Annotated in this window: 16 protein-coding genes; 9 read left to right on the top strand and 7 right to left on the bottom strand. The window is 55.8% G+C overall.

Going from position 1 to position 13475, the window contains the following annotated elements; translation table 11 throughout:
- The first annotated feature begins 22 nt into the window (after positions 1 to 22).
- On the top strand, positions 23 to 514 hold the full coding sequence (locus LG297_RS11400; protein WP_404420296.1) for a hypothetical protein: 492 nt from the start codon (positions 23 to 25) through the stop codon (positions 512 to 514).
- A 26-nt stretch (positions 515 to 540) separates the two neighbouring features.
- Here LG297_RS11400 and LG297_RS11395 read toward each other — a convergent pair whose 3' ends face one another.
- Positions 541 to 1440, bottom strand: a complete 900-nt coding sequence (locus LG297_RS11395) for a LysR family transcriptional regulator (protein ID WP_404420294.1) — start codon at positions 1438 to 1440, stop codon at positions 541 to 543.
- Between the two features lie 99 nt (positions 1441 to 1539).
- On the opposite strand from LG297_RS11395, the gene LG297_RS11390 reads away from it, so the two are divergent.
- Complete coding sequence (locus LG297_RS11390; RefSeq protein WP_404420292.1) at positions 1540 to 2379, top strand: SDR family oxidoreductase; 840 nt, start codon at positions 1540 to 1542, stop codon at positions 2377 to 2379.
- A 55-nt stretch (positions 2380 to 2434) separates the two neighbouring features.
- Here LG297_RS11390 and LG297_RS11385 read toward each other — a convergent pair whose 3' ends face one another.
- Complete coding sequence (locus LG297_RS11385) at positions 2435 to 3670, bottom strand: glycosyl transferase (RefSeq protein WP_404420290.1); 1236 nt, start codon at positions 3668 to 3670, stop codon at positions 2435 to 2437.
- Positions 3663 to 4493: an HAD-IIB family hydrolase gene (locus tag LG297_RS11380; RefSeq protein WP_404420288.1), complete on the bottom strand. Its 831-nt coding sequence runs from the start codon at positions 4491 to 4493 to the stop codon at positions 3663 to 3665. Before LG297_RS11380 ends, LG297_RS11385 begins: the two co-directional genes overlap by 8 nt.
- Positions 4494 to 4778: 285 nt before the next feature.
- Here LG297_RS11380 and LG297_RS11375 point away from each other — a divergent pair, with 285 nt between their 5' ends.
- The 4 genes from LG297_RS11375 (at position 4779) to LG297_RS11360 (ending at position 8009) form a co-directional block, all read left to right on the top strand.
- Entirely contained in the window at positions 4779 to 5624 is an 846-nt protein-coding gene (locus tag LG297_RS11375) for a substrate-binding periplasmic protein (protein ID WP_404420286.1), read from the top strand.
- A 175-nt stretch (positions 5625 to 5799) separates the two neighbouring features.
- Entirely contained in the window at positions 5800 to 6972 is a 1173-nt protein-coding gene (gene pobA, locus LG297_RS11370; RefSeq protein ID WP_404420284.1) for a 4-hydroxybenzoate 3-monooxygenase, read from the top strand.
- Between the two features lie 264 nt (positions 6973 to 7236).
- Positions 7237 to 7524: a YqjD family protein gene (locus tag LG297_RS11365; protein ID WP_404420282.1), complete on the top strand. Its 288-nt coding sequence runs from the start codon at positions 7237 to 7239 to the stop codon at positions 7522 to 7524.
- Positions 7521 to 8009 (top strand): hypothetical protein, encoded by a 489-nt coding sequence (locus LG297_RS11360; RefSeq protein ID WP_404420280.1) that lies wholly within the window; start codon positions 7521 to 7523, stop codon positions 8007 to 8009. Before LG297_RS11365 ends, LG297_RS11360 begins: the two co-directional genes overlap by 4 nt.
- 43 nt (positions 8010 to 8052) lie before the next feature.
- On the opposite strand, the gene hpt is transcribed toward LG297_RS11360, so the two are convergent.
- Both hpt and LG297_RS11350 read right to left on the bottom strand, forming a co-directional pair.
- The gene (hpt, locus tag LG297_RS11355) at positions 8053 to 8589 is read right to left on the bottom strand and encodes a hypoxanthine phosphoribosyltransferase (RefSeq protein ID WP_062953053.1); all 537 of its coding nucleotides are present in this window, start codon (positions 8587 to 8589) and stop codon (positions 8053 to 8055) included.
- A 194-nt stretch (positions 8590 to 8783) separates the two neighbouring features.
- The gene (locus tag LG297_RS11350; RefSeq protein ID WP_404420278.1) at positions 8784 to 9446 is read right to left on the bottom strand and encodes a glutathione S-transferase; all 663 of its coding nucleotides are present in this window, start codon (positions 9444 to 9446) and stop codon (positions 8784 to 8786) included.
- A 314-nt stretch (positions 9447 to 9760) separates the two neighbouring features.
- Between LG297_RS11350 and LG297_RS11345 the strand changes: the two genes are divergently transcribed.
- Positions 9761 to 9979 (top strand): DUF3126 family protein, encoded by a 219-nt coding sequence (locus LG297_RS11345; protein WP_404420276.1) that lies wholly within the window; start codon positions 9761 to 9763, stop codon positions 9977 to 9979.
- Positions 9980 to 10118: 139 nt separating this feature from the next.
- Positions 10119 to 10760, top strand: coding sequence for an exopolysaccharide biosynthesis protein (locus tag LG297_RS11340; protein ID WP_404420274.1), 642 nt, complete (start codon positions 10119 to 10121; stop codon positions 10758 to 10760).
- 14 nt (positions 10761 to 10774) lie between these two features.
- Here LG297_RS11340 and LG297_RS11335 read toward each other — a convergent pair whose 3' ends face one another.
- The gene (locus LG297_RS11335; RefSeq protein WP_404420272.1) at positions 10775 to 11623 is read right to left on the bottom strand and encodes an oxidoreductase; all 849 of its coding nucleotides are present in this window, start codon (positions 11621 to 11623) and stop codon (positions 10775 to 10777) included.
- Between the two features lie 130 nt (positions 11624 to 11753).
- Between LG297_RS11335 and LG297_RS11330 the strand changes: the two genes are divergently transcribed.
- Positions 11754 to 12671: a LysR family transcriptional regulator gene (locus LG297_RS11330; RefSeq protein WP_404420270.1), complete on the top strand. Its 918-nt coding sequence runs from the start codon at positions 11754 to 11756 to the stop codon at positions 12669 to 12671.
- 8 nt (positions 12672 to 12679) lie between these two features.
- Here the strand turns inward: LG297_RS11330 and LG297_RS11325 are convergent, their stop codons facing one another.
- Positions 12680 to 13459, bottom strand: coding sequence for a siderophore-interacting protein (locus tag LG297_RS11325; protein ID WP_404420268.1), 780 nt, complete (start codon positions 13457 to 13459; stop codon positions 12680 to 12682).
- Between the last annotated feature and the right edge of the window lie 16 nt (positions 13460 to 13475).

Below are 13475 nucleotides of genomic sequence, written 5' to 3'. Positions count from 1 at the left end.
AGGCAGAAGGTCACACGACAGAATGGCCGAAACGACAGATTTCGAACTTGATGAATTGCCCGAAAATATCGGGCCGCATGTTACCGATCTGATCAGGGTCTGGCATGAGGCGCGCGCAGAAGACCTGACGCAGATTGTGCCGTCGCGCGACATTCTGACCGCAGAGCGATTGCGCCGCTGGATCGACGATATCACCATCTATGAATATATGCCGTTAAAGGAAGATTTCGTTGTGCGGATTGATGCGCCGTCGATTGTGGCATTGAACGGCGAGAGCTTTCAGCGCGCCAGCCCGCGCGAGATCGACATGAAATACGGGTCCTGCCTGACGGCGGCATTGTTCAATACCATGATGTGCGGGGAACCGACATTTTACCATGTTACCCTTGCCGTGCGTGCCGATCAGCATTGGCTGCGCGTCCTTCTGCCGGTGCGAACGCGGAACCGGGACGGGCATCCGGTCGATCAGATATTTGGCGCCCGGTTCGACTATGAATACCAGTATGATATCTGACCTTTGCCGGTGTTGATGGCGATTGATCAAGCCATATGGCGATGTTCTTTCAGAAGGTCGATAAAGGCGCGCAAGGCCGCAGGGACGTGGCGATGCCCCGGATAATAAAGATGCAGACCGGGGAAGGGTGGTGTCCAGTCTTCGAGGCAGGTGACGAGACGCCCGGTTTTGAGATGTTCGGCCACAGAATGTTCAATGACATAACCCAGCATTTTTCCGGCAAGGACGGCCTCGGTGATCAGTTTTGAGCTGCCGATGGTCAGCGGACCATTGACGTCAATGCGCATCTGTTCCCCCCGGCGTTCAAATTCCCATCGATAGATGCTGCCGCCGGGCAATCGCAGCCTTGCGCAGGCATGACTGGCGAGATCGGTCGGGGTTTTCGGTGCTGGATGGGATTTGAAATAGTCGGGCGTTCCGACAACGACAAAACGCTGTTCCGGGCCGACAGGGACAGCGATCATATCCTGGGGGACGTTTTCAAGCAGCCGGATGCCGGCATCGAAGCCGCCGGCGACGATATCGATCAGCCGCCCTTCGGTGACGATGTCTATTTTGACGTCGGGATAGCGGGCGAGAAAATCATTGATGATCGGCATCAGGGTCAGGGTTGCGGCGTCTTCGGATGTGTTGATGCGCAGCGTGCCAATCGGCTTGTCACGATAAAGATTGGCGGTTTCCATGGCCGCCGAAATATCGTGAAGAGCGGGAGTGATACGATCAAGAAAGGCGGTTCCGGCATCGGTCAGCGCAACGCTTCGGGTCGTGCGGTTAAACAGCCGCACGCCAATGCGGGTTTCGAGCATCGAAATCGCATGACTGAGGGCAGAGGGGGAAATCCCCAGTTCCTGTGCCGCGACCCGGAAGTTGCGATGCGTGGCGACGGCGGTAACGCCGTGAAGTTCCAGAAGGCTTGCGCGGTACATTGTGCGAAATCCTGCATTAGTTCATGCAATAATATCGCAATTATCAGAATAATAAAGACTGTCTACCTTTGGCCCATCGAATTGCCAAAGGAGAAAGAGATGCCAAAGACGGTTTTGATTACCGGGACGTCATCAGGGGTGGGGCATGCATCCGTCGACCTGTTTGCCGAGGCAGGATGGAACGTGATTGCCACCATGCGTGATCCGGACAAAGCACCGGATTTCCAGCGAGCCGATCAGGTGATGGTCTTGCGGCTGGATGTCGAGGATCTTTCATCAATCACGGCGGCGGTGGATGCGGGCATCGCGCGCTTTGGGCGCATTGATGCATTGATCAACAATGCCGGTTTTGGCCAGTATGGTTTGTTCGAGGCCCTTGATCGTGACCGGATACAGCGCCAGTTTGATGTGAACGTATTTGGTGTGATGGATGTAACACGTGCGATCTTGCCGCATTTCCGGGCGAAAGGGGGCGGGGTGATCGTGAATGTCAGTTCCGGTGCGGGGATTTTCGGATTGCCGATGATTTCGGCATATTGTGCGAGCAAATTCGCGCTTGATGGCTTTACCGAAGCACTATCCTATGAACTGGCATCCCAGAATATCATCGCCAAGCTGGTCATTCCGCATGGCGGGATTGATCAGACCCGTTTCCACGAAAGGTCTGCGGCGGACTTTGTTTCCGATGACCGGCTGAAAGACTATGACGCGTTTCTTGCCAGAACCCGTGCCATGTTCGGGAAAATGGCCGGGGGACAATTGATGAGCGCCCGTTATGTTGCGGAAATTGTCGTGCAGGCCGTAACCGATGACAGCCGCCAGCTTAGGTATTTTGTCGGTGACGATGCGCGGGGTTTCATCAAGGCGCGCCAGCATAACAGCGACGCGGATTATATGGCCCATATGCGTGGTTTCTTTGAGGCCGAAACACAAGGTTAGCATGACCAAGGGGAGAGAAAAGGGTAGCCCGAGGGCTGCCCTTTTGGTTTTTGGACTATCCGTTTTTGCCAATTCCGGCGTCGTTCAGGTCGTCTTCGACTGCAGCCGAAAGCTGTTCAAAGATATCACCCATCGCACTTTCAACGCGCTGCCAGCTTGGGATGAAGGGGCTTTCGAGCGGGTTATCAAGGTAATGCTGCCCGGCACTCATGATGACTTCGGCCAGTACCTCGACACATTTTTCTTCTTCGTCGCGATTGATTTTAAGGCCGTTGAACAGGGCGTCCGCGCGGTATTGTTCGATCAGGTCAAGGGCGGTGCGATAGTAGGTTGCCTTGAGAGTCCTGAAGGTTTCATGCGAGAAAACGGTGCCCTGGGTCGCCAGTTTGCGGAACAGGGATTTCGCGATGTCGCTTGCCATGCGTGACAGGCCGTCATCCTTTTCGGCGGGGTCAAATTCGCGGTGCTTGTGATCATAGATATCGGCGATATCGACCTGGGCCAGACGATGGACCGTGTGGTTGCGATACATTTCCGAGAGCATTGAAATTTCAAGGCCCCAGTCGGACGCGACCCGCAGGCCATAGGCAACGTCGGTGCGGATTGCCATTTCGCCGGACAGCGAATAGCGGAAGCAATCCAGGTAATTGAGGAATTCGGTTTTGCCGACAACCTGTTTGAGCGCGCGGATCAGCGGGGTGACAAACAGGCGGCATACCCGGCCCTTGAGCGTGCCATTGGCAACGCGGGCGTAATAGCCCTTGGCAAAGGCGAAGTTAAACGCCGGGTTGGCAATCGGATACATCAGGCGGGCGGGCAGGTCGGGCTTGTAGGTTGCGATGTCGCAATCATGAATGCCGATGACCGAGCTTCGCCCCGAGGCCAGCGTATAGCCAAGGCAGTACCAGACATTGCGGCCCTTGCCCGGTTCGTAACGCGCCAGATCATATTCGGCGAGCCGGTCATGCACCCCGCGCAGGCGCGGGCCATCATTCCAGAGGATGCGGACATGTTGCGGCAGGTCCTTGAAAAATTCGCGGGCATAGGCGTATTGGGTGGCATCGGCCCGGTCCAGCCCGACGACGATCTGATCGATATAGGTGGCCTGTTTCAATCCTTCGAGGATGGTGGTCATGGCCGGTGTTTCAAGTTCGGAATAAAGGCAGGGCAGGATCAGGGTTTGCCGACGCTGGCGGGCGAAGGCGGTCATTTCATAAGCGAGTTCTTCGGGGTTGCGGTCGATGATGCGGTGCAGGGTCGTGATCGGCCCGCCCTGATGAAAATCAGCCATGAAGTACCTCGCTTTTGTTATTGGTATTGGTCAATTGATCGAGAAGGGTACTGATCGCCATATTCCAGCCCGAAGGACCCGGTTCAGGGGCGATGATCAGTTTCTGATCCTTTATCAATGCGGTTGTTGTCGATGCATGTTTTTGCGGTATCTGGATCGGGAAGTCGGCCGCCGCCAGCATGGTCGCGTCATTGGCGGAATCCCCCAAGGCGATTGTGCGCGGCATGACACCCGTTGAAGGAAGAACGCCGTTTTCGGCCAATAGTTCCACCATGTGTGCCATGGCGGCCCCTTTGTCCGTTACACCGCAAAGGGTATGGAAACGCCCGCCCTTGACCAGTTTCAGGCCGAATGTTTCGGCAATGGTGCGGGCGGTGGCAATATCGGTTTCCGTCGGGGTCCAGATCAGCGGATCGGAGCAATGCCGAAGCCCCGCACGCGCCCCATCGTCGGTCGAAAGACCGGTTTGGGCGGCGATGATTTCGGGGGATACGGTGCGGAAACTTTGCACCGGGATCGAAAGGGCAGCCCGGATGGCATCACGGGCGGCATCAATGGTTTCGGTGGCGGGGCCGGGTTGCTCGATCCGGTCGCCAAGGCGGATGACGCCACCATTTTCGCCAATCAATCCGTCAAACAGATGATCGGTGGCATTGATATGGGAAAGTTCGGCCAGCGTTTTGGAGGAAATCGCAATCAGCGGAATGCCAAGCTTTTTTACGCGGGCAATCGCCGGGGCAGCCGGGGCCCAGGAATAGGTGTCATGATCAAGCAGGGTACCGTCAAGATCGGTGAAGATTACGTAGTGACTATGTTCTGTCATCGTCCCGTTTGGTCGGTTTCAGAAGGCTTTTGACGGGGCCGGTGCAGTGACCGGAACTTACCTTAGCACACGGGCCCGGGCAGGGCGACAGCCGAAAGATTAAATTTTATGCGATGGTCTCCGTTGATGAAATTAAATGCATTTTAATTCGACGCTATAAAAACTGTGATTTCTGTCGTTTAATAACGGATACGGCGTATCAACATAAACAAATGCCGGAAAACAATAAAATCGACTTATCGGGGTGAGGCGGCAGTAAATGCCGCAACCATGCAGGAGCAGGGCGTGGGGAAAAGACGAACGGGCGTTATCGCGCGGTGGCTGGTGATGCTGTTGCAGATCATTTGGGGGATGGTCTGGGGCATTTCCGGGGCGGTTGCGCGGGAAGGGAATGCCGGCCCGGAAAGATCACAACCAAAGCCGGAAGTGCTGTTTGCGGTTGGCGAATGGCCCCCGATGATCACGGAAAACACACCGGGTTTTGGCATTCATACAATGCGCGTAACCGAAGCATTCGTGGCGATGGGGTATCGGGTGCGCTATATCTTTTTGCCGTGGCGCCGGGCCTATGAATTGACCGCAAAGGGCGAATATGCCGCCACCTTTAGCTGGATCCGGACGCCGGAACGTGCGGCGGAAATTATTTATCCCGACCATCCGGTCGCACGGGCCTATCAAAAGGGGTTCTATAAAAAATCCCGTTTCCCCGACGGTCTGGATATCGATCAGATTGCCGATCTTGATCCACTGGGGCTGCGCCCGGTTGGTGTGGCGAGTTACTGGTACGAGGTGGAGTTTCGCCGCTACGGGATTGATGCGGATATTGTTTCAACATCGGAAGCTGCGTGGCGGTTTCTTGATGTCGGCCGGGCCGATATCTTTTTCGAGGAGGAGCAGGTCGGCTGGCAGGATATGAAACGCATTCTGGGCGAGGAGGCCGTGGCGAATTACGCCACCACACAGCCGGTACAATCGGACGATATGTTCATCCTGTTTTCCCGAAACCATCCAATGGGCCCGGCTTTGCGGGATGCCTTCGACCGGTTTCTCGACACACCGAACGGGCAGTCGATGTGCCGCAGATGGGGTGTTTGCATCAAATCTGATGAGAATAAATCTGTGCCGAACTGAGATTTGTAAAACCGTTGCGATATGTTGATATAATCTTTCGGATATAGATGTTCGATTTGTCCTATCCTTTTCCCGGTTTGTCCATTCTTCCCATGTGAAATCAGACGTATTCTTTCCTCATTGGAATGGTTCCTGTTCCGAAAACCAACAAGAATAGTCGAGTGAGGATTACGTCATGCATGTCCCTGTTGCCATTATCGGCTGCGGTCCGGCCGGGTTGCTGCTTTCGCATCTGCTGCATGTGCAGGGAATTGACAGCATCATCCTTGAACGCAAGGATCGCGCCTATGTCGAGGGGCGCATCCGGGCCGGTGTTCTGGAAATGGGGACGGTTGGATTGATGGAGCGCGTCGGCGTTGATGCCCGCATGAAGCGCGAGGGCATCATTCATGGCGGCATCTATATCAGTGTGAATGGCAAGCGCCAGCATGTGAATATCGAAGAACTGACCGGTGGTTCGACCGTGATGATTTACGGCCAGACCGAGGTGACCAAGGATCTGATACAGGCGCGTCTTGATCATGGCGGCGAGATCGTGTTCGAGGCCGAGGATGTCAGCCTGCATGACTTTGATGCCGACAAGCCGCGTGTTCGATATGTCAAGGACGGCAATCCGGTCGAACTGACCTGCGATTATATTGCGGCCTGCGACGGCTTCCACGGGGTCGGGCGGCAGACGATGCCGCAATCGAAACTTCGGACATTTGAAAAGGTTTATCCGTTTGGCTGGCTGGGTGTTCTGGCGAAGGCAAAGCCGGTGGCCGACGAGCTGATTTATGCCAGCCATGACCGGGGCTTTGCGCTTTGTTCGATGCGGTCGGAAAGTGTTGTGCGCCATTATGTGCAGGTGCCGAGCAGTGATAAGATCGAAGACTGGTCCGATGACCGGTTCTGGAACGAGCTTCGGGTCCGGCTTGGTGAAGCGGACGCGGAACTGGTCAATGAGGGCGAGGTATTTGAAAAAAGCATCGCACCGCTTCGAAGCTTTGTGGCCGAGCCGCTCCGCCACGGGCGTCTTTTCCTGGCCGGGGATGCAGGCCATATCGTGCCGCCGACGGGGGCCAAGGGGCTTAACCTTGCGGCGAGTGATGTGCATTACCTGTCCGAAGCATTGATCGGTAAATTCAAGCAGAACCGGGATGATTTGCTTGAAACCTATTCCGATACCGCACTTGCGCGGGTCTGGAAGGCGGAGCGGTTTAGCTGGTGGATGACATCGATGCTGCATACCTTTGATGACCATCACGATTTTGACGGCCGCATTCGTCGTGCCGAGCTGGAATATATCCTGTCATCCAAAGCAGGTTTGACGACGCTTGCAGAAAACTATGTCGGTTTGCCTTACTGATCGGCATGGTTCGGAGCCCCACGCTTCGTAATCCGCCCAGATTTCTGCAAGGGATGAACGGCCCGTTCCCACAACGGGCCGTTCTGTTTTTTTGTCTGAAGCTTCGTTTATGACCTGAAAAAATGTATCGGTGCTTTTGATGGAGGCACCTGCAGGTTTGTACTGGCGCCCCCAAATAATCATAATTTTATGTGGAACTTCCTTGGGGTTCGGTTCGTTAAGCAAGTGTCGAATAAGTTAATGGATAACCACAGGAGTTTTATGATGGTGACCAAGACTGATACGGATAATGCAAAACTTCAGGCCGATGTAGAGGCTTTGCGCAAGGATCTTGCCGAAGTCACCAAGACGCTTAAGGCGATGGGCAGTGACCGGGCCAATTCCGTTGCCCAGTCCGCCGCAGAGCGCGTTCGCGAGGTTTCCGGCCAGGTTCATGACCAGTTCGACCATGCGCGCGGCGTTGCCGTTGATCAGGTGCGCGAACGTCCGCTGACCTCGGTTGCCATAACTTTCGGCATTGGCATGCTTGTCGGCGGTCTGCTTCGTAAATGATCGATCAGCTTGTTGAAGCGATCACCGGGATCGCAAAGGCCGCCGCGGTAAAGCTGGCGGTTTTTGCGGTTATCGGGGTGACGATCCTGATTGGTATCGGTTTTCTGCTGGCGGCGGTGTTTATCTATCTGGCAGCACAGTTTGGTGCGCTTGGTGCCGCCCTTGGTCTGGGGACGGTTCTGGTCGCACTTGGACTGGTGGCGCTGGCGATTGTTCTGCAACGGGATCCAAGCGACGGGATCGCGCGGGCAGACAAAGCCAAAACCGGCACCGCACGCAGTGAAGATGCGCTTTTGTTCGATATGCTGATCCATGCCGCGCACGCCGGTTACGCAACCGGACAGGGTGACAAATCGCAAATGCAGGACGGTTTTGAACGCCTGTTTGCCGACCTGTCCGACCTTGGCGCGTTTGATCGACCTTTCAGTGACCCGGAAACCGGGGAAAAGGACCGCGAGACGGCAGATACAAAAATGGCGGGATAACCATATGGTTCCCGCCATTTTTCATTTCGGATTTCCGAAAAACTCATTCGCCGTGAAAATGCACCGTGCCGATAAAGGGCAGGTTGCGGTTGGCTTGCGCATAGTCGATGCCATAGCCGACGACAAATTCATCGGGAATGTCAAAGCCGCAATAATGGATCGGAATTTCGACTTCGCGACGTGACGGCTTGTTCAGAAGGGTGCAGATTTCAAGTCGGTTCGGATCGCGGGTTTTAAGCAAACGGACAACTTCGGAAAGCGTATAGCCGGTATCGATGATGTCTTCGACCAGCAGCACGTCCTTGCCACGGATCTGGCCGTCCAGATCCTTGATGATGCGGACATTGCGCGAGCTTTCGGTGGAATCGCCGTAGGAAGACGCGACCATGAAATCCACTTCGACCGGGACGGTCAGCTTGCGGGCCAGATCGGCAATAAAAACGAACGATCCGCGTAGCAGACCGACGACAATCAGTTTTTCGGTATCCTTGAAGTTTTCATTGATCCGGGCGGCAAGCGCATCGATCTGTGTGGCAATTTCGTCCGCCGTTATCAGCGGCTTGACATCATAATCGGCCATCAATCTCGGTCCTGAAGCGTTGTGGGATGATTTCCCGCTTGCTATCACAAGCCGCCCCCCATGACCAGCCCGTGAATGGTAACAGAAGTATAATCCCGTAAAATTCATACCCTGTTGCGCGCCCTGATTGTGCAACAGGGCGCATAACTATACGACGGCTTTTTCATCAGATGGAAATTGGCAGATGGGGTGGATCAGGCGGCTTTGAATATCACCGGTTCATCGCCTTCGTGCCACTGGTCATATCTGACCATTGCGGTTTCAAACCAGCGGGAATTCAGGAAATCATCAAGCCAGCGTTGCAGATGGACAAAGGGGGCGGCGTCAAAGGCGTCCCTGTCGGTATTGGCGAACTGGCGGATGAAGGGCGCAATCGCAAAATCGGCAAGGGCCGGACGGGTGCCAAACAGATATTTGCCAACCGCCAGACGGCCATCAAGCCGGTTGAGGATTTTTTCGGCATCGCGGCGATGTTCGACCGGATCGGCATCCTCGTAGCGGTTGAAGTATTTGTAGCGGTCCAGATGATGTTTGAACGGGCCGTCATTTTGCGAAATCAGGGCCAGCATGTCTTCGAGCGTACCGCTTTCGGGTTCCAGCCATTTTTCCGGATCATTTTCGGCCAGTGCCCAAACCATGATTTCAAGGCTTTCGTCGATCACGGTGCCATCGGGCAGGATCAGGACGGGCACGGTGGCCTTGGGGGATGCATCGATCATGGATTGCGGTTTGTCGCGCAGGACAACTTCGCGCAGTTCAACATCGATGCCGCTGGCGAGCAGGGCCATGCGGGCGCGCATCGCATAGGGGCAGCGACGGAAACTGTATAAAACCGGGCGTGTGTCGTTATCAGCCATATTAGTCGATTAGCGCCTGGGGAAATGCATTGCAACCGATTATCTGGCACAAAGCGGATTGTCATGCGTTAGACATTCACGTATCGACTTCCTATGTTCAAAAGACGGATAAAACGGGATCGACCCAAAAAACCGCCCTCGGGGCCTTTTTTACGCAAGCGGGGTTGATTTCATGGCACAGTTTGTGAAAGGACAATGCCCGTCATTTATTTAGCAAGACCCGTTCGGGGACGTGCGGGCGCAGAGGGTGCGCCATCCGTGCGGAACGCGGTCGAAGACCAAAGCCGACCTGACAGAAGCAAGGGACCAGTTACATGACACCGACCGAAATCGCGCGCGTTACCGATTACCTGCGCCGTACGTTTGACAATAACCGGATCGCCGTTGATGCGCCCAAGCGCAAAGGCCATCCGATTGAAATGCGCGTTGGCGACGAGTTTGTCGGTGTTGTGCACCGTGACGAGGACGAGGGCGAGGTCAGCTATTCGCTGAATATCGTTATCCTTGAAGAAGACCTGCCGCCCGCCCCGTAAGGCTTGCGCTGCGATAATCAAAACGCGCCCCGTGCCAATGCAATGGCCGGGGCGTTTTTGTTTGTTTCATCACATCGCCACGGATTGATCACAATCGTTGGACATATCTGGGGTCGATTGTAATCAGTCACGGAATGTCATGACACGAACGCAAGGTTCCCTTCCCGATGACGGGGCAAGGCTTTCATCAATCTTTGATGCCTTGTTAAATGATGATCAGGCTGTGCCGCCCGCAGATGGCGAGGCGGATGATATCAGCCTGGGTGCGCTGTTTGATGCGATGGGTGAAAAAAGCCAGGGGGCGTTGATTGTCCTGTTTGCGCTGATTGCCTGTGTGCCGGTGCCGGGGCCGAACGCGGTCCTGACCATTCCGCTGGCGTTTCTGGCGCTGCAACTGGTGATCGGGCGGAAAAAACTTTATCTGCCCGACTGGATGCGCCGCCGCAAGATCGGCCGCCGTCGCCTGAACGGGCTTTACCGGCATATGCGGCCACGGCTGATCTGGCTTGAAAACCGGATGTCGGACCGCTGGCTGTTCTTTGTCCCGGCGCAGCGCATGCCGGTTATCGGGCTGATCTGCCTTGTCATTGCCTTTATCATTGCCATCCCGATCCCGGTTCCCGGTGCGAATAGCATCCCGGCACTTTGCCTTGTCGTTGTCGGACTTGGGCTTGTGCTGTCAGACGGGATGGCGATTGCCGCCGGGATTTTTGCCAGCGGGGTGGCGGCAACCGGGATTGCGGGCCTGACATGGTATGGGGTCAATGCGCTGGCGGCGTGATGCCGTGCGGGCAATTATGCGTCGAAATCCGTTGATGTACTGAGATGTTCCCAAGTGGTTATCTCGCGCCCTAGATGATCAAGCTTTTCACGCACCAGACCCAGCGCATCGCGTCCCAGCAAAAGGTGAACCGGCGGGTTGGGCGCGGTGAGGATATCCATCACCGCCTTTGCGGCCTTGGCGGGATCACCGGCCTGATTGCCGCTTTTCTTCTGGCGCGCGTCGCGGATCGGATCAAACAGGGCGTCATAATCGGAAATGCTGCGTTCGGAGCGAACCATGGAACGCCCGGCCCAGTCGGTGCGAAATGATCCCGGCTCAATCGCGGTGACGTGGATGCCAAATCCCGCGATTTCCTTGGCAAGGGCCTCGTTAATGCCTTCAAGGGCGAATTTGCTGCCGCAATAGTACGAAATGCCGGGCATGGTGATGAAGCCGCCCATCGAGGTGACATTGAGGATATGGCCGCGTCTGCGTTGGCGCATATGGGGCAGGACGGCCTTGATCATCGCGACCGCGCCAAACACATTGACCCGGAATTGTGCTTCGAGTTCGGCAAGCGGGGATTCTTCAAGCAATCCTTCGTGACCATATCCGGCATTGTTGATCAGCACATCAATCGGGCCGATATCGGTTTCGATCTTTTCAACTGCGCCGGGGATGGCGTCAAAATCCGTGACATCAAGGATGATGCCGGTGGTCTGTGCCGGGGAAAGAGCGGTGAAGGCGGCAAGATCATCCTGTTTGCGAACCGTGCCGATGACATGGTGGCCTTCGGCAATTGCGGCTGTGGCAAAGGCGCGGCCAAAGCCGGAGCTGACGCCAGTGATCAGGATGTTTTTCGGAGTTGTGGTCGTGGTCATTCGCAGTGATCCTTTGTGGAACTTGGGTAAGCCATGCGGGGCAGGCTTTGGGGATGACCAAGGCTAGCGATATCTGATTGTTTGGTATATGGGTTAAAGTCTGCATGGACTGTTTAAAAAGGAATGCATTATGCGCGGGCGGGAATATGCCGAACTTGAAGCCTTTGTCGCCGTGGTCGAAGAAGGCAATTTCAGGCGTGCAGCGGCACGGCTGCGCATTTCGGCATCGTCGTTAAGCCAGACGATTGGCAATCTTGAGGACCGGCTGGGTGTCAACCTTTTGCAGCGAACCACGCGCAGCACGTCGCTGACCGAGCCGGGAAAGAGGCTTTTTGAACGGTTTCGCCCGGCGATGGCCGAAATGGCCTTTGCGGTGGAAGATATCATGCAGTTTCAGGGGCGACCGGCGGGGACGGTCAGGCTTTTGCTGCCAAGGCTTGCGCTTGCGACCCAGATCGAGCCGTGGCTTGGCGCGTTTCACGAAAAATATCCCGATGTGGTTCTGGAACTTGTGATCGAGGATGCGCCGCTTGATATCGTGGATGCCGGATATGACCTTGGCATTACGCTGGGCGAGTTGTTGCAAAAGGATATGGTCGCCGCCAAGCTTGGCCCGGATATCCATCAGCTTGCCGTGGCATCGCCCGATTATCTGGCGCGGTATGGGGTGCCGCAAACACCAGCCGATTTGCACGGGCATAAATGCATCAATTGGCGCAAACCGGGGCGCAAGAAGCTTTATAACTGGGAGTTTTGCGTTGACGGGCGATGGATCAGTGTTGCGGTCGATGGGCCGTTGATCGTGTCGCACCGTGATACGGCGTTAAAAGCGGCAGCACAGGGTGTGGGGATTGCCTTTGCCTATTGGTCGTCGCGCTGGATGCAGCCGATGATCGATGACGGGGCGCTTGTGCCGGTTCTGGAAGAATTTTCACCGCCCTTTCCGGGCTGGTATCTTTATTATCCGAAGCAGCGGGCGACACCGCCCGCTGTTCGTGCATTGATCGATTTTCTGCGTCATTGCCATCAGGAAGGCCGCGACGCATAGCCCGCTTTTCACGCGGCCTGGGCGTCTTCGGCCTTGATGACCTTGTGGTTGTCTTCGTTCAGGCCAAGTTTCCAGTAGCTTGAGATATAAAGATCATCCTTGCCCAAGCCCCGGTCATTGCGGAAATGATCGCGCAGCATTTTCATCGCGGTAAATTCACAGGCGGCCCAGACCGACGGGCGGCCATCGGCCCAGGGCAGTTTTTTGACCACATCGGGCAGGGCATTGGCATTTTCGCCCGGATGCGGGTTGATCACCCATTCGATGGTGACGTTTTCGGGTTTTTGCAAATCCTGCATGTCGGCCTCGGACGCGATTTCGATCACGGCGTAACCGCGTGCATCGGATGGCAGCGTTTCGAGATTGACCGAAATGGCGGGCAGGGCCGTCATATCGCCGACGATCAGGAACCAGTCGGCGGTGATATCCACCAGCTTTTTCGGGCCGGGGCCGCCGATGGTGATCTGATCGCCGGGCTTGCAATTGACCGCCCAGTTCGAGGCCGGGCCGCCGTGGTCGTTATCATCGGAACCATCGCCATGCATGACGAAATCGATATCAATTTCGCGGCCCTGATCGGTGATGCGGTCGTGACGCACAGTATAGGTCCGGCGCAGAACCCGGTCCTTTTCATCGCCGTCGATGGGGAAGATCAGTTTGACATAGGCGCTTTCCTGATCGTCGGGGAAGGATGCGATGCCGTCACCGCCAAGCGTCACGCGCAGCATGTTGGGCGTGACATATCCTTTTCGGATCACGGTCAGATCGCGGGGGGCTGGTCTGTTCATTCCAAACTCCTGTAGG

Origin of the sequence: Thalassospira australica (assembly GCF_044790785.1) — a bacterium.
In the GTDB taxonomy this organism is placed as follows: Bacteria; Pseudomonadota; Alphaproteobacteria; order Rhodospirillales; family Thalassospiraceae; genus Thalassospira; species Thalassospira australica_A.
This window is presented reverse-complemented; position numbering and strand designations above follow the sequence as displayed.

What these genes read in the sequence shown, in the direction of transcription:
- LG297_RS11350 (WP_404420278.1), bottom strand. Translation starts at nt 9,446, where the DNA reads ATGGCTGATAACGACACACGCCCGGTTTTATACAGTTTCCGTCGCTGC.
- pobA (WP_404420284.1), top strand. Translation starts at nt 5,800, where the DNA reads ATGCATGTCCCTGTTGCCATTATCGGCTGCGGTCCGGCCGGGTTGCTG.
- LG297_RS11340 (WP_404420274.1), top strand. Translation starts at nt 10,119, where the DNA reads ATGACACGAACGCAAGGTTCCCTTCCCGATGACGGGGCAAGGCTTTCA.
- LG297_RS11330 (WP_404420270.1), top strand. Translation starts at nt 11,754, where the DNA reads ATGCGCGGGCGGGAATATGCCGAACTTGAAGCCTTTGTCGCCGTGGTC.
- hpt (WP_062953053.1), bottom strand. Translation starts at nt 8,589, where the DNA reads ATGGCCGATTATGATGTCAAGCCGCTGATAACGGCGGACGAAATTGCC.
- LG297_RS11385 (WP_404420290.1), bottom strand. Translation starts at nt 3,670, where the DNA reads ATGGCTGATTTTCATCAGGGCGGGCCGATCACGACCCTGCACCGCATC.
- LG297_RS11395 (WP_404420294.1), bottom strand. Translation starts at nt 1,440, where the DNA reads ATGTACCGCGCAAGCCTTCTGGAACTTCACGGCGTTACCGCCGTCGCC.
- LG297_RS11365 (WP_404420282.1), top strand. Translation starts at nt 7,237, where the DNA reads ATGGTGACCAAGACTGATACGGATAATGCAAAACTTCAGGCCGATGTA.
- LG297_RS11345 (WP_404420276.1), top strand. Translation starts at nt 9,761, where the DNA reads ATGACACCGACCGAAATCGCGCGCGTTACCGATTACCTGCGCCGTACG.
- LG297_RS11380 (WP_404420288.1), bottom strand. Translation starts at nt 4,493, where the DNA reads ATGACAGAACATAGTCACTACGTAATCTTCACCGATCTTGACGGTACC.
- LG297_RS11360 (WP_404420280.1), top strand. Translation starts at nt 7,521, where the DNA reads ATGATCGATCAGCTTGTTGAAGCGATCACCGGGATCGCAAAGGCCGCC.
- LG297_RS11390 (WP_404420292.1), top strand. Translation starts at nt 1,540, where the DNA reads ATGCCAAAGACGGTTTTGATTACCGGGACGTCATCAGGGGTGGGGCAT.
- LG297_RS11335 (WP_404420272.1), bottom strand. Translation starts at nt 11,623, where the DNA reads ATGACCACGACCACAACTCCGAAAAACATCCTGATCACTGGCGTCAGC.
- LG297_RS11325 (WP_404420268.1), bottom strand. Translation starts at nt 13,459, where the DNA reads ATGAACAGACCAGCCCCCCGCGATCTGACCGTGATCCGAAAAGGATAT.
- LG297_RS11400 (WP_404420296.1), top strand. Translation starts at nt 23, where the DNA reads ATGGCCGAAACGACAGATTTCGAACTTGATGAATTGCCCGAAAATATC.